The following is a 20,082-nucleotide window of genomic DNA, read 5'->3' on the forward strand; positions in this document are numbered from 1 at the left end:
GTGGCTGGGCCTTGATGCGCACCGACCTCTTCGATTTCGAACTGCCGCCCGAGAGCATCGCGCTTCGCCCCGCGAGCCCACGTGATTCCGCGCGCATGCTGGTGGTGCATCCCGACGGCGTGCTGCGCGACGCCACCATTGCCGACCTGCCGCATTGGCTCGAGCCGGGCGATCAGATCGTCGTCAACGACACCAAGGTGATCGCAGCCCAGCTCAGGGGCCGCCGCATCGGGCGCGAGACCGAGCCGAAGATCGAGGCGACCTTGATCAAACGGCTCGACGGCTCGCGCTGGCAGGCGCTGGTGAAGCCGGCAAAGAAGCTTGCGCCCGGCGACACCATCCGCTTCGGCAATGAGGGCAGGGTCTGCCTGCTCGGCAATCTCGATGCGGAGGTCGAGTCCAAAGGGCAGGAGGGCGAGGTGACGCTGTCATTCTCGTTCCACGGCCCGGTGCTCGACCAGGCCATCGCCGATGTCGGCGCCACGCCGCTGCCACCCTACATCGCCTCCAAGCGGACGCCCGACGACCAGGACGTCAGCGACTACCAGACCATGTTCGCGGCCAATGAAGGCGCGGTCGCCGCACCCACCGCGGGACTGCACTTCACGCCGGCGCTGGAGGCCGTGCTGAAGAGCCGCGGAGTCGATCTGCACCGGCTGACGCTGCATGTCGGGGCAGGGACGTTCCTGCCGGTCAAGGTGGACGAAACCTCCGAGCATAGGATGCACGCCGAATGGGGCTGCATCACCGCAGAGACCGCTTCCGCCTTGAACGCCGCGCGGGCAAAGGGCGGCCGGATCGTCGCAATCGGCACCACCTCACTGCGGCTGCTGGAGAGCGCCGCCAATGCCGACGGCACCGTCCAGCCGTTCGCGGCGGAAACCTCGATCTTCATCACGCCGGGCTACCGCTTCCGCGCGGTCGATATCCTGCTGACCAATTTCCATCTGCCGCGCTCGACGCTGTTCATGCTGGTCTCGGCCTTCTCGGGCCTCGAGACCATGCAAAGCGCCTACGCGCATGCGATCAAGAGCGGCTACCGGTTCTATTCGTATGGCGATGCGTGCTTGCTGTTTCGGGCCAAGAGCTAGGTCCGCAAGCACAGCCATGTCACCGTCACCCCCGCGCAACGGCTTTGCCGTTGTCGCGGAGGAGGTCGCGCAGCGGCCGTCTCGAAGGGCGACGGCCCAGCTGGGGCCGCGCATCCTTCGAGACGCGCTTCGCGCTCCTCAGGATGACGGGTCCTTGTTCGTCGTTGCGAACGGAGCGAAGCAATCCATCGCTCCGCGTATGTGGAAAGATGGATTGCTTCGTCGCTTCGCTTCTCGCAATGACGGGATGGACCCGTCACCCTGAGGAGGCCGCAACGCGGCCGTCTCGAAGGGGCGACGGCCCGGCTGTGGCCGATTCATCCTTCGAGACGCGCGACGCGCTCCTCAGGATGACGGGTTTAGCGTCGCCGCGTCGCCTCTCACGCCATCGCGCGTTCGGGCAACAGCTCGGCGATCTGCACCGCGTTCAGCGCAGCGCCCTTCAAGAGCTGATCGGCCGCGACGAACATCGAGATCGAGTGACCGGAGGGATCGCTGAGATCCTTGCGGATGCGGCCGACCAGCACGTCGTCCTGGCCGGAGGCGTCGATCGGCATCGGGAAGTAGTTCTTGACGCGATCGTCGACGATCTTGACGCCCGGCGCCTGCGCCATGATCGCGCGCACCTGATCCTCGGTGATCGGCCTCTCGCATTCGAGGGTGATCGCCTCGCAATGCGCGCGCAGCACCGGCACCCGCACGCAGGTGACGCCGATCGCGATCTTCTCGTCCTCGAAGATCTTGCGGGTCTCCTTGATGACCTTGGTCTCTTCGTCGTTGTAGCCGGTCTCCGGATCGACGGCGGTGTTGTGGTTGAACAGGTTGAAGGCGTAGGGGTGCGGCATCACCTTCGGGGTGTAGACCTGTCCATTGAGATTGGCGCGGGTCGACTCGACGAGCTCGTCCATCGCGGCGGCACCGGCGCCGCTCGCGGCCTGGTAGGTCGAGATGATCACGCGCTTGATGCGGTTCTTCTGGTGGATCGGCCACAGCGGCACCAGCGCGGTGATGGCGGCGCAGTTCGGGTTGGCGATGATGCCCTTGTGGTCGCGGATGCGGTTGGCGTTGATCTCGGGGATCACCAGCGGCACGTTCGGATCCATCCGGAACGCCGAAGAATTGTCGACCACGACGGCGCCGGATTTCACCGCGGCAGGCGCGAACTTCTTCGAGATGCCGCTGCCGGCCGAGAACAGCGCGATGTCGACGCCCTCGAAGGCGCGATCGGTCAATTCCTCGATCACGACAGGCTGGCCGCGGAAGGTGACGGTCTTGCCGGCCGAGCGGGCGCTCGCCAGCGCCTTCAGCTTGCCGACGCGGAAGCCGCGCTTGTCCATGGTGGCGATGAATTCGGCGCCGACTGCGCCGGTGACGCCGACAATCGCGACGACGGGATCGTTACTCACTTTGTCCTCCATTCGAGTCTCGGTTGAACATGATCTGATCGGAAAACCGGTTCCCACTTTTCCGGACCATGCTGTTGTGCTGCAGGCAATAAAAAAGCCCCGGACCTTCATCAGGCGGGGCTTCGGGCAGAGATGATGCGGTACGACCGACTACGCGCGCACGCCTCCCGAGGCCCCGGAGGGCTTGGTGGTTTTGGTGGTGCGTTTGGTCGCGGTGATCATGGTGCGGACTTATGCGGGAGAGATCGGCGTCCGTCAACGGCTTTTGGGCGAAAATCCGGCAACGCCCAAAGCGGGCCTCAGCGCCTGCGCACGCCGGGCGGCTCGAGGATGACCTCTTTCAGATCGCTGCCGGTGAGCACGACGATGACGAAATTGAGCTTGCCGCGCTCGCGCATCAGGCCGCCGCTGATCGCCTTGCCCGAGGTCGTGTGCTCGGCGACGCGCACCGCATCGCCGAGGCGATGCCGGAGTGCCCGGAGCACCATGAGGTTGCCGCGGTCTTCGTCCCCGAGCGATGTCAGCGGCGAGGCGGCCTCGTCGCCGATCACTTTGCCGGTCGCGGCATCGATGGAATGGCGCCAGATGCGGTCCTGCTGCATGGTCTTGACCCGGTAGACCGCGGGCTCCGACCCGCCGTCGAAGCTGATGTCGGCGGTGATCGAACCGGAGTGCAGTGCCTCGGCAATCGCCATCGCCTTGCGCAGCGAGATCTGGGCCGCCTGGAAACTGTCGAGCTCGCGGCGAACCGCGTGGGCGTCCAGCGCGCTGTCATCGTCCTGCGGGGTGAGCGCTGCGGCCGCCGAGCCCGTGGCCGCATGGGCCGGCGACGCCAAGGGAAGGCTCACGGGCGCGGCCAGCAGCACGGCCGCAAGCAGCCGCGTTCCGAATGCCCAACGCCGCAGTGCGTGTGATCGTCCCGTCGTCATGATCGCTTCCGTCGCGTCGAACCGCCGTCGAGGCGGAGAAGAAGCGGCCGACCTTTGTTAGTCAGAGGTCGGCCGCCGAACGTTCAGACGGAGCGATGGCGGCGGCTCCGTCGTGACGGTCGAAGTTTACAAGGCGACGCAAAACCCCTTGGGGGGCTGAACTGGGGTTCCGAGTCTCTTTGCAACTAAACAATACGGTTTCGTTCTGTTTATTCAAGGCTCATCACGGCAACGTGTAAGGCGATGAAACGATCCTAAAAACTGTCAGCGCGCCGGCCGGCGGCGGCCCTTTGCCGTTTCCTTGGCGGTCGCCCTGGCGGCGTCACGCAGCCGGTCCCGCGGTCCGACGGCGCCCGCGAGGAAGAGCCGGATCGACACTTCCATCCGGGTCTCGGCGGTCTTCATGTCGATCGGAATCCCGAATGTCGCCATCCGATGGGTGTGGCCGACCACCATGTTGAGGAAGGTCTCGGCCGCGATCGTCGTGTCTTCGAGATCGAGGACGCCCTTGTCGGCCAGATGGTCGAAGAAATCCGCGGTCGTGAACACCGCCTTCGACCAGCCCTCGTCGACGGCGAGCCTGGCGACCTCGGGGAAATTGATCGCCTGCGCGGTCAGAATGCGGCTGAAGGCGATGGAGTCGGCGCTGCAATTCAGCACCAATAACTGGCGCCCGAGCTCGATCAGCCGTTCCTCGGCCGAGCCTTCGCAATTGCCGTCGCCCTGCGCTTCAGCCGCGGCGGCGGCGAGCGGGGCGAGCCAGCGGGCAATCTCGCGCCGGAGCACCGCGGTGAACAGGCCGCGCTTGTCGCCATACTGGCCATAGACGGTGGGTTTGCTGACGCGGGCGGCCTCGGCCACCGCGTCGATCGACGTCGCATCGAAGCCGCGCTCGAGGAAAAGCCGGGTGGCGACCTCGATCAGCCGCTGGTCGCGCTCGATCGCGGCGTCCCGCGTTGGCCGGCCGCCGCGGGACTTGATCACGCCGCGCTTGGCCGCCTTGTTGGACGCCTTGGCCCTGGATGCCGTCAATCCCATTTGCCCATTCATCTCGTTGTGCGTCGGAAAGGTCCGCCCGGTCTATAACCCGCGCGGCCCGGATTCGTCCATTCGGTGGTATCTGGGGCAGGCCGCTCAGGGCGGCGTCGCGGTCCAAGCCTGCCCGGCGGCGGCCTTGTCGTAGCCGTACTGATACAGCGCGCGCATATAGGCGGTGTCGAAGCCCTGCGTTTCCGGTGCCGGGTAGTCGCGCTCGATGTAGGACAGGTGAAAGCCCAGCCGGTTGCGGCGGGCGAAATCATAGGTCGAGAGGATGACCGAGCGGGTCTGCGCCTGCGTGATCGCGGAAATGCTGCGCGAGGCGACGTCGATCGTCGAGTTCGACACCAGCTGGAAATTGCCCTCGAGCTTCTTGTTGACGAGGATGTAGATGTTCATGCGGCCATTGGCGGGCCAGGCGCGTTCGCGGAACATCAGCGCGTCCGGCAGCGTCAGCACCGGCGCGGTGACGCCGCCGTCGACATGCATCTCCTGGAAGCGCCGGCCCTGGCCCTCGGCGTCGATCATGATCGGCGGGAACACCAGCGGGATCGAGGCGGAGGCGGCCATCACGTCGCGAAACAGCTGCAGCGCCTCGGGCGTTCCGACGGCGGCGATCCGCCCCATGTCCCAGATCACCGTGCGCTGGGTGTCGAGATCGGTGGTGACGACCAGGAGCTTCCGGCCCTTGGCGTTTTCGCGCGCCACTTCGGTCAGGATGTCCGGGCCGACATAGCGCGCCACCAGTTCGCGCAGCCGCTTGTTGCCGAACAGGCCGGAGCCGAACAGCACCCGCATCAGGCTCGGATCCTGCAGCAGGCTCTCGGCGATGCCTGACGTGTAGACCTCCTTCAGCGTGTCGTCGTAGCGAGGCCCAAGGAATGCAAAGGGCGCAATCAGCCCGCCGGTACTGACGCCGGAGACGACCGAGAAGTTCGGACGGTTGCCGGCCGCGGTCCAGCCGTTCAGCACGCCGACGCCATAGGCGCCGTCGGCGCCGCCGCCGGAGAGGGCGAGATAGGTCTTGATCGGGGCGAGGTCGCTCTTCTCGAGCTTGAATTTGGACGCAGGCTCGTCGGCATAGCGGCGCAGCCCGTCGAGATCGAGCACCCGCGAATCGGCGGCGTCGGCGGCCGTGTAGGGCATCCGCGGCAGCGTGCTGCAGGCCGCCAGCGCGACGGCGAGGCCGCAGATCAGCACCGCCTGCCGGAGCGCGCGGGCGGCCGTCATCATCCGATGGCGGATGCCGTCAGGCCGGGCGCTGCAGGGGGAGGACATCTCGGTCAGGTTTCGCGCGGATTGAAGTCGCGGCGGGAAGGTCCGTCGCCTTATTCTTGACATAAAACGATACGGTTTCGTTTTGTTTAATGCCGGCGCCGGTCCGGGGCAAGCTTCCGTCCGGCCGTCCACGTTCACGAAGTCGCGCGCAACGCGTTACCCGACGGGTTGATCGGGCGTCGGTGACACGCAATAAGCAGCCGCATGACACTTCCCAATCATTTCAAGCTGCTGGCAGCTGACGGCGCCGCCCGCACCGGGCGCCTGACCACGCCGCATGGCGTCGTGCGGACGCCCGCCTTCATGCCGGTCGGCACCGCGGGGGCGATGAAGGGCATGCATTGGCGCGAGGTGCGCGACGCCGGCGCCGATATCGTGCTCGGCAACACCTATCATCTGATGCTGCGCCCGGGCGCCGAGCGCATCGCGGCGCTGGGCGGTCTGCAGCGCTTCACCGGCTGGGGCGGGCCGATGCTGACGGATTCCGGCGGCTTCCAGGTGATGTCGCTGTCGGAGCTGCGCAAGGTGACCGAGAAGGCCGTGACCTTCCGCTCGCATATCGACGGCGCCAAGGTCGAACTGTCGCCGGAGCGGTCGATCGAGGTGCAGCGGCTGCTCGGCTCCGACATCGCGATGCAGATGGACGAATGCGTCCGGCTGCCGGCCGACCGCGCCGACATCGATCGCGCGATGCAGCTCTCGCTGCGCTGGGCCGAACGCTCCAAGCGCGCCTTCGAGGCGGCGCCGGACGGCTACATGCTGTTCGGCATCGTGCAGGGCGGCGATGTGCCCGACCTCAGGCACGCCAGCGCGCGCGGGCTCACCGACATCGGTTTTCACGGTTACGCGATCGGCGGGCTCGCGGTCGGCGAGCCGCAGGCGGTGATGCTGGCGATGATCGAGGAGACCGCGCCCGCGCTGCCGTCCGATCGGCCGCGCTACCTGATGGGCGTCGGCACCCCGGAGGACATTCTGGAGGCGGTGGCGCGCGGCGTCGACATGTTCGACTGTGTGATGCCGACACGGAACGGACGGCACGGAATGGCGTTCACCCGATTCGGGCAGATCAATCTGCGCAACGCCCGGCACGTCGACGATCCGCGTCCGCTCGACGAGGAGAGCCCGTGGCCGGCGGCGAGCGGCTATTCGCGCGCCTATCTGCACCATCTGGTGCGCTCAGGCGAAACGCTTGGGGCAATGCTGCTGTCCGAAATCAACGTCGCCTATTACCAGCAGCTGATGCAGGGCATCCGCGGCGCGGTCGCAAACGGCACATTCGAGGACTTTCGAGCGAAAACGCGCGCCGGTTGGGCGCGCGGTGACATCGCTCCGAGGTGAGCTTAAGTGATCAGTTGCACACGATCGGTTTGACCGCGTGCTTTGTCACGAACCCGTAACCGCAGGTGTCGCAAGTCCAGAGATAGCTGATCAAATTGTCGTAGAGGTACGCGGACGCTTCCGCCGCCACCATGGAGTCCGCACACACCGGACAGGTCGGCAAATCGCTGCCGCGCGGATCGGGCCGAGACGCCGTGGTCGACAGAACTTCAGCGAGAGCTGGCATGTGACCTCCTTTGCGTTCTGAGCTGCACCTGACTTAAGTATATAGCCTGAATTGTTTGACCTTGTCGCAACACAAATGCGTAGGTTTTACGTTATTTACGCAGGTTCTGATTTTGCGATGCAACGAATTTGCGTCGCTGCGGTTTCTCACTTGCGCGTCGTGATGCGCCGCTTCTAATGAGAGAAGACCGCATATTTCCAGTACATCCCGCAACAGGAGCCGCTTGATGGACGCGCCGTCGACAACGAGTGCAGTGCAACCCGGACGCGGACGCGTCTTTGACTCCATCGTCGATGCGATCGGCTCGACGCCGATCGTGCGGCTGCGCAGACTGCCGGAAGCCAACGGTGTCAACGCAACGATCCTCGCCAAGCTTGAATACTTCAACCCGGCGGCCAGCGTGAAAGACCGTATCGGCGCGGCGATGATCGTGGCGATGGAGAAGGCCGGCATCATCAACGCCGACACCGTGCTGATCGAGCCGACCTCGGGCAACACCGGCATCGCGCTCGCCTATGTCGCGGCATCGCGCGGCTACCGGCTGAAGCTCGTGATGCCGGAATCGATGTCGATCGAACGGCGGCGGATGCTGGCCTTCCTCGGTGCCGAGATCGTGCTGACCCCGGCCGCGCAGGGCATGAAAGGCTCGATCACGACCGCGGAAGAACTGGTGCGCACGACGCCGAACGCCGTGATGCCGCAGCAGTTCAAGAACCTCGCCAATCCTGAAATCCATCGCCGCACCACGGCCGAGGAGATCTGGAACGACACCGGCGGCAACATCGATTATTTCGTTGCCGGCGTCGGCACCGGCGGCACCATCACCGGGGTCGGGCAGGTGCTGAAGCCGCGCAAGCCGTCGCTGCGGATTGTCGCGGTGGAGCCGGAGGAGAGCCCGGTGCTGTCGGGCGGCCAGCACACGCCGCACAAGATCCAGGGCATCGGCGCGGGCTTCATTCCTGACATCCTCGACCGCTCCGTGATCGACGAGATCGTCAAGGTCAACAGCGCGACCGCGATCGAAACGTCGCGCGCGCTGGCGCGCAACGAAGGCATCCCCGGCGGTATTTCGTCGGGTGCCGCGATCGCGGCCGCCATGCAGATCGGCAAGCGGCCGGAAGCTGCGGGCAAGACCATTCTGGCGATTGTGCCGTCGTTCTCGGAGCGCTATCTCTCGACGGCGTTGTTTGAAGGAATTTGAGATATGGCCGATCAGCCGAGGCGACCGCGTACCCTGAATGATGCCCGCAGCGAGGCCGAGGCGGCGTTCAAGCGCGCCACCACCAAGGTCGCTGACGCGCCGCCAAAGACGGTGGCCGTCCCCGGCGTCCGTGAGCAGGTCACACTGCGGATCGATCAGGACGTGCTGGAATACTTCCAGGAGGGCGGTCCGGGCTGGCAGGACCGCATCAACGCGGCGCTGCGCAAGGCCGCCGGCAAGTAGCACACATCGAGACAAAGGAGCCCGGGATGATCCCCGGGCTCTTTGCTGTCGTGGTGCGGCGGCGCCGGCCGCGTCGCAACGCGCGCGTCACCTTGCGCGTGGCGACGCCTTTGCGCCCGGTTTCAGGTTCAGAAGGTTGCCGGCCAGGATCATCGCCGCGCCGAGCACCGTGTAGGCGTCGAGCCGTTCGGCGTAGATCAGCCAGCCGGCGATCGCCGTCAGCGGCACGCGGATGAAATCCATCGGGATCACCACGGTGGCGTCGGCGTGGAGCAAGGCGCGCGCCATGCAGTAGTGCGAGAAGGTGCCGCAGAACGCGATCACCGTGAGCCAGCCCCAGGTGGTGAGCGGCGGCCAGGTCCAGACATAGAGCGCGGGCCCGATGCTCGCGAGCGACTGTACCACCAGCATCCAGAACATGATCGTCAGCGTCTGCTCGGTCCGCGTCAGCGACTTGACCACGGCAACCGAGATGCCGAAGCCGACCGCCGCGCCGAGCGCGATCAGCTGGCCCGGATTGATCGCACCGGTCGCGGGCCGCACGATCACGATCACGCCGACCAGGCCGAGCACGATCGCGACGATTTTCCAGGACGTCATCCGTTCGCCGAGGAAGCTCGCCGCCAGGATCGCGGTCCAGATCGGCATCGTGAATTCGATCGCGACCACCTGGCCGATCGGGATCAAGGTCAGCGCATAGAACCAGCCGAGCTGCGCGCAGAAATGGATCAGGTTGCGCGCGATATGGACGTGCACGCGCGCGGTCTTCACGATCGCAAGCCCGCCATTGATGTGGATCAGCGGGTAGAGCATCACGAAGCCGAGCACGCCGCGCACGGCCATCAGCTGGAAGACATTGACCTCGCGCGTCGCCTCGCGGCCGGCCACCGCCACGATCAGCATCAGCGCGAGCCAGCCGGACATCCATAGCGCTGCGCGGGTCTTTGAGGGCGTGCGGTCCATGACGGAAAAACGACGTGAGGAGGGATGCCCGGTATCGGCGAGCTCACACGAATTTGCAACGCGCATTTCTGCAGACGTGGTGGTGCGCCGGGCGCGCGATCGATGCTATGCAGGTCGGGAATAATCACATCAGGAGGATCTGCTCATGCGTGTCTTGCAACCGGCCGAATGGTCGAAACCCCGCGGCTTTTCGCACGGGGTCGCGTTCGACGCGCCAGGCCAATGGATCGTGCTCGCAGGGCAGACCGGCGGCGACGAGAAGGGCGACTATGCCCCCGACATGGCCGCCCAGGTCGGCACCGCGCTGAAGCGCATCATCAAGCTGTTGCACGAAGCCGGCGCCGGTCCCGAGCACATCGTCCGGCTGACCTGGTACCTGACCAGCCGCAGCGAATACGAGGCTGCGGGCGCCGGTATCGGCGCGGCGTGGAAGGAGACGCTCGGGCGCAATTTCCCGCCATCCACGCTGCTCTATATCGACGGGCTGGTCGATCAGCGCGCCAAGGTCGAGATCGAGGTCACGGCATTCATTCCCGCAGCATAGGACCTTCAGCGATGAACAAGAGCAACATGCGAAAGGCGCCTGAGCTCCTCACGGGGTTCGCGACCGGCTGGCCGGAGCAACAGCCGGATATCATGGTGATCTCCATGACGACTGACAAAGGTGTGCACGACTTTGCGGTCACCAAGGAGCAGGCGCTGTTGATCGCCCGCACCATCCAGCAGACCGCCGAGAATCTTGGCAAGCCACGCACGGGATAGCAAGCGCATGGCCAATGAAAAACGCCCCCGAGATCTCGGTCCCGGGGGCGTTGTTGTCTGAAGGCCGGTTACTTCGTCAGCGTGATGCTGGCGCCGCGGAACTGGCTGTCGGCCCTGATCGTGACGGACTGCTTGTTGCCGCTGGTGCGCATCGAGATGTCGGCGTTGAAGCCGGGGGCGCTGGCAACGACCTGGAAATTGCCGCCGCCGCCGCGACCTCGCAGGTCGCCGCTGACATTGCGGCTGGACTCGCTCCAGTTGCCGCTGACCGCGCTGCCTTCGGCCTGCACGTCGGCGGCCAAATTGAACTTGTAGGCGTCGCTGGCGCAGGTGAGGTTCATGGTCATCCTGGGCCCGCCGACGTGATACGTCGCACGGCAACGGATGCGCTCGCTTGAGCCGTCGTCCAGCGTGACCGAGCCGGCGCCCGACCAGGTGCCCGCCATGCCGGCGAACGGACCGGACTGCGCATGGCCGGCGGTGCTAGCCAACGCAGTCACGAAAAAAACGGCGGCTGCAAATGCTGGCCGCCGCGATTTGGCGAAGAATTTCGATGCGCTGAACTTACTGACGGGACGCTTCCCATCGGCCGCTGCACGGTACGCCAGCTGATGCCCCATTCCACTTCCCCGATCCGGAGTTGCCACTGAGTTGTCCGTTCGCATATGCACCATTGATCGAGACTCGCACAAGTCCCCCGCTGCCGACGGTGCCGGAGATCGCCGCGCCCTGCGCCGAGATCTTTCCTTCGGCGACGGTCACGGTCGAGCGGGTCGACGGCTCGCAGCTGCCGGTCTTGGTGACGACGGTGACATTCCAAAGGCCGTCATAGGGCTGCTGGGCGGACACGGGAGCGGCGGCGGCAATGGCTGCGGAGGCGACGAGCGATGCAACAAGCAGGTCGCGAATGCGGATCGGACGCATGAATCAAATTCCTGTCATTTGGGTGAGATGACGCGGCTTATCCGGGAACAATGTGTTCAAACTTTGCTGCACCGCAGGAACCCCGGAAAGTTCCTGCGAACTCAAACACATCGTAGTGAATTTGGTTCCGGCGCGGAACGAAAAATCGACCCGCGCCGTTGTGGTGCTGTGTTACCTTATTTCGGCTTAGTGCTTGGTCGGGCTCAGGTTTGGCGCCTTGGTCGCAAACTGCTCATCCTGCGGCTTGGCCGGCAGCGATCCGTTGACCTTGCCGTAGTCGATCACCTCGGCGAGCAGGCGCAGACCGAGCGGCGCCAGCGCGCGCTCCCACAATTCGCGGGCGGTCTCGCCCTTCTTGACGAACACCCAGTCCTGGGCGGCGATAGCGCCGGCATCCATGCGATCGGCAAGGTGATAGATGCTGCCGCCGGCGATCGGATCGCCTTCCTTGATGGTCCATTCCACAGCCGCGATGCCGCGGTGGCGGGGCAGCAGCGACGGGTGGTATCCGACGCCGCCAAGCTTGGCCACGGCAAGCGCCTCCTTGCTGACGCGGGCGTGGCTGTGGGCGGTCACGATCAGGTCGGTTCCCGGCGCGATCTCGGCGGCCGTCACCAGCTTGGGATCGGCCTGAACGACGACCTCGATGCCGGCCGCCCTGGCCGCCGCCGCCAGCCGGTCCTCGCCGTCATGAACAACCACCCTGACCAGCGTGACGTGGTGTTCGCGCAGCATGTTCAGGGTCGTCACGCCGAAATGGCGGGAACCGACAAGGGTAATGCGCATGGGGATCACTTCCGTGGGGTTTACTCGGGGATTTGGCCGGGCTGCCGCTAATGCCGATAGCACACCGCGGCCGCCCGTTTCGCTGTCTTGCCGCTTATCAACAGGACGGCCGGGTGGCAAATGTCAGGCCGCCGGCTGCTTGCCGGCCAAAACCTTGTCGATGCGCCGGCCGTCGAGGTCGACGATCTCGAATTCCCAGCCTTGGGCGGCGGTTTTCGCGCCGACATCGGGGATCGCGCCGAATTCATGCAGCAGGAAGCCGGCCGCGGTCTGGTAGGGCCGCGGCGAGGGCAGCACGATGTTGAGCAGTTCGCTGAACTCGAGCGCCGGCATCCAGCCCGAGATCAGGTAGGAGCCGTCGGCGCGCCTGACATAGGCGGGCTCGGCCGGGCCTTCCTCGGTATGGAAGGCGCCCACGATGGCCTCGAGGATGTCGGCGCTGGTGACGACGCCCTGGAAGGTGCCGTATTCGTCGTGGACGAGGCCGATATGGACCGCGGAGTCACGCAGGATCGCGACCACGTCGCGGGCATCGACGGTCTCCGGGATGATCGGCGCATCGCGCGTCAGCGCGCGGATGTCGGGCGTCTGGCCGGCGAGGTAGACGTCGAGCACGTCCTTGGCCTGCACGATGCCGAGCGCATGATCGCGGTTGCCGTCAAACACCACGCAGCGCGAGTGACTGCTCTTCTGCAGCGTCGACAGGATCTCGGGCGCGGGGGCGGCGAGGTCGATCAGGCTGACCTCGTGGCGCGGTGTCATCACGGCGCCGACCGGAAGATCGCCGAGCCGCATCACGCCGGCGATCATCTCCTTTTCGCCGGGCTCGAGCACACCGGCGTTTTCGGCTTCCACCACCAGCGTCTTGATCTCGTCCTCGCTGACGCGGTCTTGCGCATCCTCGCGATGCCCCAGCAGCCACAGCAACGCCTTGCCGGAGCGGTCGAGCAGCCAAACCACCGGCAGCGACAGTTTTGCCATCACCGTCATCGCCGGCGCGGCCCGCACCGCGATCGCCTCGGGATCGCGCAGCGCGATCTGCTTCGGCACCAGCTCGCCGACGATCAGCGAGGCATAGGTGATCACGCCGACGACGATGCCGACACCGGCCGCGTCGGCGACGTTGGCCGGCACCCCGAGCTCGAACAGCCATTGCGAAAGCCGCTGGCCGAGCGTGGCGCCCGAGAAGGCGCCCGACAGCACGCCGATCAGCGTGATGCCGATCTGCACCGTGGACAGGAATTTTCCGGGATCGGAGGCCAGCGCAAGCGCGCGGCGCGAACCGCTGACGCCGCGTTCGACCAGCGCCGCGAGGCGCGCCGGGCGCGAGGACACGATCGCAAGCTCCGACATCGACAACAGACCGTTGACGACGATCAAGACCGCCACGATCGCAAGTTCCAGATATAACACGGGAGTCCCTAAACGTTGGCGGCGCTGGCCGCTGTACGGCGCCCAATATAGGCATACCGGGGCAGTTTTGCTGTGCCCCGTCCGATGTCCCCGCACAAGCAGAGGGTGCGTATGGCGCGCATGTAGCAGGAGATCGCGGCATTTTGGCGCGCCGGCGCTCGCGACAGCCGGACAAGTCCTAGGCGAGTATCCGCAGCTCCGGCCTGACGAAGGTCTTGGCAGACGAAGAAGGCTGCATCGCAGCTCGTTCGGCAACGGCCCGCAGCTGGATGCGCAAATCGGCGTTGCATTGCTTCATCTGGTTGCGCAGTTCGCGCCGGGAGAAGGCCGTGAGCGAGGGGTCCGCAAGTTGCTGCCAGGCCTTGCGCAGCCACTCCTGCAACTCGCGAATGTTCTGATCCAGAACCTTCTGATCCAGAACTCTCTGATCGAGGACGTCGGGTCGGGTCATGCCGCCAAATCCCACGCAGTGATCAGTTGCAAAGTAACGCTGATTCGCGTCGCTTCACCTAGCTTTATCTTGCTCGGGCGTGTGCAGGGGCGATCGGATGCGGCAGGCGCGTTGTTGCTCGCGTCAGCGGCGCAGGTTGCGACGACGATGCTTGCAGTCGGTCGCGTGCGTCACGGCGATGACCGCGGGCTCGCGCAGGCAATGTCGCGACCAGCATTCCGCGCAGGCTATGGCTGCGACGGCTAACCTTGCGCCGGCAAGAGGCCTAGCGAGGCAGGTTGCCTTCCGGCCGGCTTGCGCTCGGAAGCTCGATCGGGATGTGGGGCGAGGAGCTCACCACACGCGGGCTTCCGTCGGAATGGGTCTGGCCGCTCAGCAACGTCTCGAGAAGCAAAATGAATTTTTCAGCAAGCATGGGCGTAGCCCTCGTCGTCTAATGTCCTTGTGTCGCGGCGCTCCGCAGAAAATTCGATCAACTAAATGCGAGTCGCGCCGGCATTGCTATGCTGCGGCGCAAGGTCTTCCGTATGCAATTCCGGCGTTCGCCGCCGTTAACCCATCGAGACTCGCGCTAAATAGTTGCCGAGTTCCTAACGATTGCCGGCGCGGCAGGTGATGGCACACACCGTTCATTCAAGGATCCACGTTAACGATAGGGGCATGGATCGTGACCAGGATATCGACGAGGGGCTCGTACCGGCGCTGCGCCGCAGCTACGGGCGGTTTGCCTGGTGGATCGTGCGCCTCAATCGCGTGCTCGAGCCGTCGCGCAGGGCCGAGCCGTCCCGGACCGAAGTGCCGCCCCGCACCGCCGTTCCGTCGCGGCGGCCGCACCCGCCGCGCCCCGAATAGACCCACCAGAATACCGCCATCTGCTGTATCGGCCGTAGGGCCGGACTGCTATTCATGCGCCATCCGCGGACCCCACGGTCCGCCGTTTTTGACGATGCGGCCGAGCGGCCGCGCAAGCGACGAGGGACGAACGCATGATTGAGACGGTTGGCATTATCGGCGCGGGGACCATGGGCAACGGCATCGCGCAGGTCTGCGCGGCGGCGGGACTTGCTGTCACCATGGTGGATATTTCCGACGCGGCGGTGCAACGCGGCCTGAAGACGGTCGGGACCAGTCTCGATCGCCTGGTCGCCAAGGAGAAGATGACCGCGGCCGACCGTGACGCGACGCTCGGGCGCATCACTGCGACCACCGACAAGTCGAAGCTCGCCGCCTGCGATCTCGTGATCGAGGCCGCGACCGAGAACGAGGAGCTGAAGATCAAGATCCTGAAGGATCTCTGCGCCGGGTTGAAGCCGAGCGCGCTGGTCGCAACCAACACCTCGTCGATCTCGATCACCCGCCTTGCGGCTTCGACCGATCGTCCCGACCGCTTCATCGGGATGCACTTCTTCAACCCGGTGCCGGTGATGGCGCTGCTCGAATTGATCAAGGGCTTGCAGACCTCTGACGACACGGTCGCCAAGGCCGAAGCCTTCGCCAAGCGCGTCGGCAAGGTCGCGATCACGGCGAAGAACAGCCCGGGCTTTGCGGTGAACCGCATCCTGTGTCCGATGATCAACGAGGCGATCTTCGCGCTGCAGGAAGGCATTGCGACCGCCGAGGAGATCGATGCCGGCATGAAGCTCGGCTGCAATCATCCGATCGGCCCGCTCGCGCTTGCCGACCTGATCGGGCTCGACACGATGCTGTCGGTGATGGAGGTGTTCTACACCGGCTTCAACGATCCCAAGTACCGGCCGGCGCCGCTCTTGAAGGAGATGGTCGATGCCGGCCATCTCGGCCGCAAGACCGGGCAGGGGTTCTACAGCTACAGCAAGTGAGATCTGCGCGCGTCCGACCCCGTAGTCATCCGGGATGGATCGCGCGGACAAGCTCGCGTAACCAATACACCTGATCCGCCACGAGGCGGGGGACATCAGAAACGAGGCCCGGTCTCCTAGGCACACCGGGCCTCGTTTTTTTGTTTGGTCCCAGTTTTTGTTTGGTCCAAGCTTTTGTTTGGTCCAAGCTTTTGTTTGGTCCAAGTCCGTTGCGGACGATGCGCATCGGCTTCCGAGGTGCGCCGGGGCGGCGGGGAGCGCCCGGAGGATCGGGTCACAGCTTCTTGAGGCCGCGACCGGAAACCTCGCAGATCCTGCTGGCGTACCTAGATCAACGGCTGGGTGCCGATTGTGGAAGGAAGCAGGATCATGCGCAGGTCGAATTGGGCAATTCTGGCGTTCGCGGCGCTCGGAACAAGCTGGATTGTCGGCTCCGCACAGCCGGCGGCAGCCGATCCCTATGACTATCCCTGGTGCATCCAGGGCAGGCAGGAGGGATATCCCGGCTATTGCGGTTACCGGACCTATCAGCAATGCGAGGCGTCGGCGTCAGGCCGCGATGCCTATTGCGGCATCAATCCGCGCGTTGCGTTCAGCCAGCAGCGGATAGCGCCGCGGCCGATCCGGTAAGCGGCCGCCAGGACATCGGCGATGCGACCATCAGGCACGATGGTTGCATTGCTGGCGGTTGGACAATTGTCCCCTGCCTTGGAGCGCACTTTGGAGAGCACATGGGTGAGATCATCAGGTTCATTTCGAAGTCCGAACGGGAGCGCGCGCGTCTGATCCGCGAAGCCCGGGCGAACTACGAGCGCATTTTTCCGTCGGCCGATTCCGCTGATGGGCAGGGCGCCTCGGTCGAGGGCGACGCAGGCGAGGCGTCGTCGAAGCCGTAGCCGCCGTTATTGCCCCCGGACTTTGGTTGCCCGCAGGACAACGCGAGCGCTGCGATGTGGAAACGGTTGTGGCAGATCTGGACGATCGACAAGCCGGCCGCACTGGGCGATTGGCTCTGGCAGATCCTGGTCGTTGAACTCGCCGCCTTGCTCGACCGCCTGACGTTACGCAGGCTGATTGCGCTGATTCCGGTCGTCATCGTGATCGGCGCCTATCTGCACCGGATTCCGCTTCCGCCCGAGTTGATGCTGGTCGGCGATGTGCTAGCCTATATCGACATCTTCTCGATGATCTTTCTGATCGGCCTGTTGACGCGCGTTGCCACCGTGGTGGCCGTCGTCCGGCAGGCCATCGATCTGATGCGCGGCATGCCGCGGCAACTAGCGACGGCACTGCGCGGATTTGACATTCGCCATCGTCGGGCGAAGGATGTCACGCGCCGCCGCCGGCTCACGCGCGCCAAGTCCGACGACGACGAGCCCGCCGTCGTTGCCGGACTGGCCTGGGCCTAGTCCGGGGTGTGGCTCCGCCGGTGCGAGCTGGAGAGGTCCGTTGCGGCCTGCTGGGATCGATGAAACGCGATCCCCATCTGGAAACTCCAGACACCGAACAGCAGAGCGCCTGCTACACAGGCCGCCACGAAGGCCCAATCGCGTTTCTTCATCTGGTTCAACAAGGCCAACTCGATGCAGCGCCGTCTGCGGCCTGCTTCAACGCCATGCTTCGCCAGCGCAACTGTCAGAACAAACACGAAGTGCCGCAACCATGCCCGCGCTCGGTCAAATCACTGCTGCGTGCGAAGCAAGACTCGCATATTCTGAAACGGTTGAACGCGCTTGTCGACCCGCGCAGCACGCACCCGCCCGGTCACGGAGCAGTGATTGTCAAATCATGCGTCCAGAAACATTGCGGCGACATCGTCCGGCGCCTGTAACAATCTTGCCAAACTTTCACTGGTTCGCGGAGGCACTGAGTTCGAGAATACGGAACCCAATCGGACGAATCGCAATGACCGAACTTGAGGAGCTCAGATACTTCGAGCACCAGTGCCTGGAGATGGCGGAGCAATCGACGCTGCCGGATGCCCGCCGCGCGCTTCAGATCCTCGCGCACAACTACGCCACCGCAGCCGAACTTCTCGAGTGCCGCGCGCAATCCGCCAACACCGCGCTGGCGCAACTGTTTCGACGCCTGAAGCTGTGACCCCTTGAGCGAGTGACAAGGACGCGGCGCGCGTCCGGCCGACACGGACTCCGCCATGGCAAATACATGAACCGGTGCGCCCGGCCATCGATTTTCGGGTGCGCGCGAGAGCTTTCGGCGAATTTTTTTTGGCCATGATGTCGCAGTGAAGGCAGGGCGCTGTACCCCGGTCAAATCGCCCATATCTTGAGGCAGTTAGCCGCCGCGCCAAACCGCGTGCGGCGCTCTTGAACGAGCGCTGCGTCGGGTGACTGCGTGGCGCCGGGGGCCTTGACGGATTCGCCGACTTCTGCGCATACCGCTGCCCCATCGAATCCGCCGGCAAATGATTGCCTGCGCTCTGAGGACCGAACCGTGTTGCGCCTACGCTCACATCTCGTCGCGCTCGCCGCCATCGAACGTCCGTTTACCCGGTCGAGCGATTGGTCGTGCCTGACCGTGACGAAGCCAGGTCCGAACTATCTGGCCGATGCAGAGCTAGCAATACCAGCAAGAGCGTAACCGGCGGCGGGAATTGACCCTCCGCCAAATCAGGCGGAGAGGGCAGATGGCCCGCACCAAGACCACCACAGGACTCGAGAACCGTGCCGAGCAGAGGATCTTCTCCTCGCCGGTCGCGCGCGCCTTCGTGCGTATCGTCGTGGCGCGCCGCCAGGTCACCGAGGCCCAGGCCCGCAAGATCTATCTCGATTACGTCAACCGAACTCAGCCGCATCGACGCGGCGAGCGTTCGCTTGCGTGAAGCGAATTCGATACGGGATGATCGCCCCCGCAAGGACATAAGGCGATCCGCTGACCGGTACCGGTCTCCTTCGGTGGAGCGGCAAACGGTGGTTTCAGGCAGCGGAGGTTTTCTGATTGGCCGGGCTCGTTCCGGCTGTTTGTGAATTTTCTCTCGCCGGCGTGGACGCAGCGCACGCGTAACGCGATCGCGCGCGACCTGTGCCGGCAGCATCGATTGCGGACGTGGCGAAATTTGGTAGACGCACCGGTCTCAGACGCCGGCGCTTCGGCATGTGGGTTCGAGTCCCTCCGTCCGCACCATTGCAATTCCAATGCGCTGCCATTGCCCCGATGGCGGAACATGGTAGACGCCGCTGCCTCAAAAGCAGTTTCTCTTGCCGGTTCGAATCCGGCCTGGGGCACCACATTCGCGCGCTTAGCTCAGCGGGAGAGCGCCCGTTTTACAAGCAGGATGTCGGCCGTTCGATCCTGTCAGCGCGCACCATCAACGCACGTTAGTCCGACCGGTGAGGGCCTCGCCTGATAAGCGAGTGGCAGTTGGTTCGATTCCAGCAGCGTGCACCAAACACTCATGCGCGGCCGTGGTGGAAACGGTAGACACACGCGCTTGAGAGGCGCGCGCCTCGTGCATCCGAGTTCAAGTCTCGGCGGCCGCACCAGATTGCCTCCGGACCCAGCTGGCGACGGGACTCGACTGTCGATCGAGCATTGGCGGGTTCGATTCCCGTCGGAGGCGCCACTATGTTTGCAAGGACTGCACCGCAATCACCAACCGACAAGGAGGTCGACGATGTTCGCCGCAAATCCGGCGCTGGTGTTGAATGCCGACTTCCAGCCGCTGTCCTATTTCCCGCTGTCCCTGTTCGGCTGGGAAGACACCGTGAAGGCGGTGGTGCGTGGATCGCACGTCGTCGTCGCGGAATACGACCAGGTCGTCCGCAGCCCGTCGACGGTGATGCGGCTGCCGTCGGTGATCGCGTTGCGCGACTACGTGAAGCCGCGGACGCGGGTTGCCTTCACGCGTTTCAACGTGTTCCTCCGCGATCGCTTCCGCTGCCAGTATTGCGACGAGCAGCACCTGCGCGGTGAGCTCACGTTCGACCACGTCGTGCCGCGCGCCGATGGCGGCCAGACCTGCTGGACCAACATCGTCGCGGCGTGCAGCCCGTGCAACGCGCGCAAGGACCGCTTCCGCCAGAAGCCGTTGCGGGCGCCGTACGAGCCGACGCAGCACGATCTGGTGGCGGCGCAGCGTCTGTTTCCGCCGAACTTCCTGCACGAGTCCTGGCAGGACTTCCTGTACTGGGACGTCGAACTCGAGAAGTGATGGCCGGCGGCAGGTTTGCCGCCG

The 20,082-nt window shown here is 65.0% G+C and carries 26 protein-coding genes and 5 tRNA genes; 20 read left to right on the top strand and 11 right to left on the bottom strand.

The genetic code is table 11. The features are described 5' to 3' along the window. The first annotated feature begins 14 nt into the window (after positions 1-14). A complete protein-coding gene (gene queA, locus ACVILL_RS32170; protein ID WP_456734414.1) occupies positions 15-1,091 on the top strand; it encodes a tRNA preQ1(34) S-adenosylmethionine ribosyltransferase-isomerase QueA in 1,077 nt (358 codons plus the stop codon). A gap of 380 nt (positions 1,092-1,471) precedes the next feature. Here the strand turns inward: queA and ACVILL_RS32175 are convergent, their stop codons facing one another. The 4 genes from ACVILL_RS32175 to ACVILL_RS32190 all read right to left on the bottom strand — a co-directional run bounded on the left by ACVILL_RS32175 (position 1,472) and on the right by ACVILL_RS32190 (position 5,697). After that, on the bottom strand, positions 1,472-2,509 hold the full coding sequence (locus tag ACVILL_RS32175; protein ID WP_456732735.1) for an aspartate-semialdehyde dehydrogenase: 1,038 nt from the start codon (positions 2,507-2,509) through the stop codon (positions 1,472-1,474). A gap of 287 nt (positions 2,510-2,796) precedes the next feature. Continuing rightward, positions 2,797-3,333, bottom strand: a complete 537-nt coding sequence (locus tag ACVILL_RS32180) for a PepSY domain-containing protein (RefSeq protein WP_456732736.1) — start codon at positions 3,331-3,333, stop codon at positions 2,797-2,799. A gap of 357 nt (positions 3,334-3,690) precedes the next feature. Then, a complete protein-coding gene (locus ACVILL_RS32185) occupies positions 3,691-4,464 on the bottom strand; it encodes a TetR/AcrR family transcriptional regulator (RefSeq protein WP_456732737.1) in 774 nt (257 codons plus the stop codon). Between the two features lie 96 nt (positions 4,465-4,560). Continuing rightward, positions 4,561-5,697, bottom strand: a complete 1,137-nt coding sequence (locus tag ACVILL_RS32190; protein WP_456734415.1) for a patatin-like phospholipase family protein — start codon at positions 5,695-5,697, stop codon at positions 4,561-4,563. A gap of 249 nt (positions 5,698-5,946) precedes the next feature. Between ACVILL_RS32190 and tgt the strand changes: the two genes are divergently transcribed. Then, positions 5,947-7,080, top strand: a complete 1,134-nt coding sequence (gene tgt, locus ACVILL_RS32195; protein ID WP_456732738.1) for a tRNA guanosine(34) transglycosylase Tgt — start codon at positions 5,947-5,949, stop codon at positions 7,078-7,080. 10 nt (positions 7,081-7,090) lie between these two features. Here tgt and ACVILL_RS32200 read toward each other — a convergent pair whose 3' ends face one another. Then, complete coding sequence (locus ACVILL_RS32200; protein WP_456732739.1) at positions 7,091-7,306, bottom strand: hypothetical protein; 216 nt, start codon at positions 7,304-7,306, stop codon at positions 7,091-7,093. 226 nt (positions 7,307-7,532) lie between these two features. Between ACVILL_RS32200 and cysK the strand changes: the two genes are divergently transcribed. Next, positions 7,533-8,507: a cysteine synthase A gene (gene cysK, locus ACVILL_RS32205; protein ID WP_456732740.1), complete on the top strand. Its 975-nt coding sequence runs from the start codon at positions 7,533-7,535 to the stop codon at positions 8,505-8,507. 3 nt (positions 8,508-8,510) lie between these two features. Then, a complete protein-coding gene (locus tag ACVILL_RS32210; protein WP_456732741.1) occupies positions 8,511-8,750 on the top strand; it encodes a BrnA antitoxin family protein in 240 nt (79 codons plus the stop codon). Between the two features lie 87 nt (positions 8,751-8,837). Here the strand turns inward: ACVILL_RS32210 and ACVILL_RS32215 are convergent, their stop codons facing one another. After that, positions 8,838-9,713: a DMT family transporter gene (locus ACVILL_RS32215; protein WP_456732742.1), complete on the bottom strand. Its 876-nt coding sequence runs from the start codon at positions 9,711-9,713 to the stop codon at positions 8,838-8,840. Positions 9,714-9,858: 145 nt separating this feature from the next. On the opposite strand from ACVILL_RS32215, the gene ACVILL_RS32220 reads away from it, so the two are divergent. Continuing rightward, positions 9,859-10,257 carry a RidA family protein gene (locus ACVILL_RS32220; protein ID WP_456732743.1) on the top strand — a complete coding sequence of 133 codons (399 nt, stop codon included), beginning with the start codon at positions 9,859-9,861 and terminating at the stop codon, positions 10,255-10,257. 11 nt (positions 10,258-10,268) lie between these two features. Then, a complete protein-coding gene (locus ACVILL_RS32225; protein ID WP_456732744.1) occupies positions 10,269-10,475 on the top strand; it encodes a hypothetical protein in 207 nt (68 codons plus the stop codon). Positions 10,476-10,543: 68 nt separating this feature from the next. Here the strand turns inward: ACVILL_RS32225 and ACVILL_RS32230 are convergent, their stop codons facing one another. From ACVILL_RS32230 to ACVILL_RS32250, 5 genes are all read right to left on the bottom strand, one after another. Continuing rightward, positions 10,544-11,095, bottom strand: coding sequence for a hypothetical protein (locus ACVILL_RS32230; protein WP_456732745.1), 552 nt, complete (start codon positions 11,093-11,095; stop codon positions 10,544-10,546). Beyond that, positions 11,040-11,399 carry a hypothetical protein gene (locus ACVILL_RS32235; RefSeq protein WP_456732746.1) on the bottom strand — a complete coding sequence of 120 codons (360 nt, stop codon included), beginning with the start codon at positions 11,397-11,399 and terminating at the stop codon, positions 11,040-11,042. Before ACVILL_RS32235 ends, ACVILL_RS32230 begins: the two co-directional genes overlap by 56 nt. Before the next feature lie 186 nt (positions 11,400-11,585). Next, positions 11,586-12,185: a formyltransferase family protein gene (locus tag ACVILL_RS32240; RefSeq protein ID WP_456732747.1), complete on the bottom strand. Its 600-nt coding sequence runs from the start codon at positions 12,183-12,185 to the stop codon at positions 11,586-11,588. Positions 12,186-12,308: 123 nt separating this feature from the next. Continuing rightward, positions 12,309-13,598, bottom strand: coding sequence for a hemolysin family protein (locus ACVILL_RS32245; RefSeq protein WP_456732748.1), 1,290 nt, complete (start codon positions 13,596-13,598; stop codon positions 12,309-12,311). Positions 13,599-13,776: 178 nt separating this feature from the next. Then, the gene (locus ACVILL_RS32250) at positions 13,777-14,049 is read right to left on the bottom strand and encodes a hypothetical protein (protein ID WP_456732749.1); all 273 of its coding nucleotides are present in this window, start codon (positions 14,047-14,049) and stop codon (positions 13,777-13,779) included. Between the two features lie 660 nt (positions 14,050-14,709). Between ACVILL_RS32250 and ACVILL_RS32255 the strand changes: the two genes are divergently transcribed. The 14 genes from ACVILL_RS32255 (at position 14,710) to ACVILL_RS32320 (ending at position 20,058) form a co-directional block, all read left to right on the top strand. After that, positions 14,710-14,901, top strand: coding sequence for a hypothetical protein (locus tag ACVILL_RS32255; protein ID WP_456732750.1), 192 nt, complete (start codon positions 14,710-14,712; stop codon positions 14,899-14,901). A 134-nt stretch (positions 14,902-15,035) separates the two neighbouring features. Further along, positions 15,036-15,887 (top strand): 3-hydroxybutyryl-CoA dehydrogenase, encoded by an 852-nt coding sequence (locus ACVILL_RS32260; protein ID WP_456732751.1) that lies wholly within the window; start codon positions 15,036-15,038, stop codon positions 15,885-15,887. Between the two features lie 369 nt (positions 15,888-16,256). After that, entirely contained in the window at positions 16,257-16,517 is a 261-nt protein-coding gene (locus ACVILL_RS32265) for a DUF3551 domain-containing protein (RefSeq protein WP_456732752.1), read from the top strand. Positions 16,518-16,618: 101 nt separating this feature from the next. Further along, entirely contained in the window at positions 16,619-16,783 is a 165-nt protein-coding gene (locus ACVILL_RS32270; RefSeq protein ID WP_456732753.1) for a hypothetical protein, read from the top strand. A 54-nt stretch (positions 16,784-16,837) separates the two neighbouring features. Beyond that, on the top strand, positions 16,838-17,296 hold the full coding sequence (locus ACVILL_RS32275) for a hypothetical protein (protein ID WP_456732754.1): 459 nt from the start codon (positions 16,838-16,840) through the stop codon (positions 17,294-17,296). A gap of 59 nt (positions 17,297-17,355) precedes the next feature. After that, positions 17,356-17,718: a hypothetical protein gene (locus tag ACVILL_RS32280; protein ID WP_456732755.1), complete on the top strand. Its 363-nt coding sequence runs from the start codon at positions 17,356-17,358 to the stop codon at positions 17,716-17,718. A gap of 74 nt (positions 17,719-17,792) precedes the next feature. Next, positions 17,793-17,987, top strand: coding sequence for a hypothetical protein (locus ACVILL_RS32285; protein ID WP_456732756.1), 195 nt, complete (start codon positions 17,793-17,795; stop codon positions 17,985-17,987). A 547-nt stretch (positions 17,988-18,534) separates the two neighbouring features. Then, entirely contained in the window at positions 18,535-18,729 is a 195-nt protein-coding gene (locus tag ACVILL_RS32290; protein ID WP_456732757.1) for a hypothetical protein, read from the top strand. Between the two features lie 218 nt (positions 18,730-18,947). Beyond that, positions 18,948-19,031: transfer RNA gene (locus tag ACVILL_RS32295), tRNA-Leu, on the top strand. 24 nt (positions 19,032-19,055) lie between these two features. Further along, a tRNA-Leu gene (locus ACVILL_RS32300) sits at positions 19,056-19,135 on the top strand. 85 nt (positions 19,136-19,220) lie between these two features. After that, a tRNA-Ile gene (locus tag ACVILL_RS32305) sits at positions 19,221-19,295 on the top strand. An 11-nt stretch (positions 19,296-19,306) separates the two neighbouring features. Next, positions 19,307-19,390: transfer RNA gene (locus ACVILL_RS32310), tRNA-Leu, on the top strand. A 4-nt stretch (positions 19,391-19,394) separates the two neighbouring features. After that, positions 19,395-19,470, top strand: a tRNA-Asp gene (locus tag ACVILL_RS32315). Between the two features lie 51 nt (positions 19,471-19,521). Next, positions 19,522-20,058 (top strand): HNH endonuclease, encoded by a 537-nt coding sequence (locus ACVILL_RS32320; protein WP_456732758.1) that lies wholly within the window; start codon positions 19,522-19,524, stop codon positions 20,056-20,058. The last annotated feature ends 24 nt before the right edge of the window (positions 20,059-20,082 follow it).

Source organism: Bradyrhizobium sp. USDA 3364 (genome assembly GCF_054056355.1).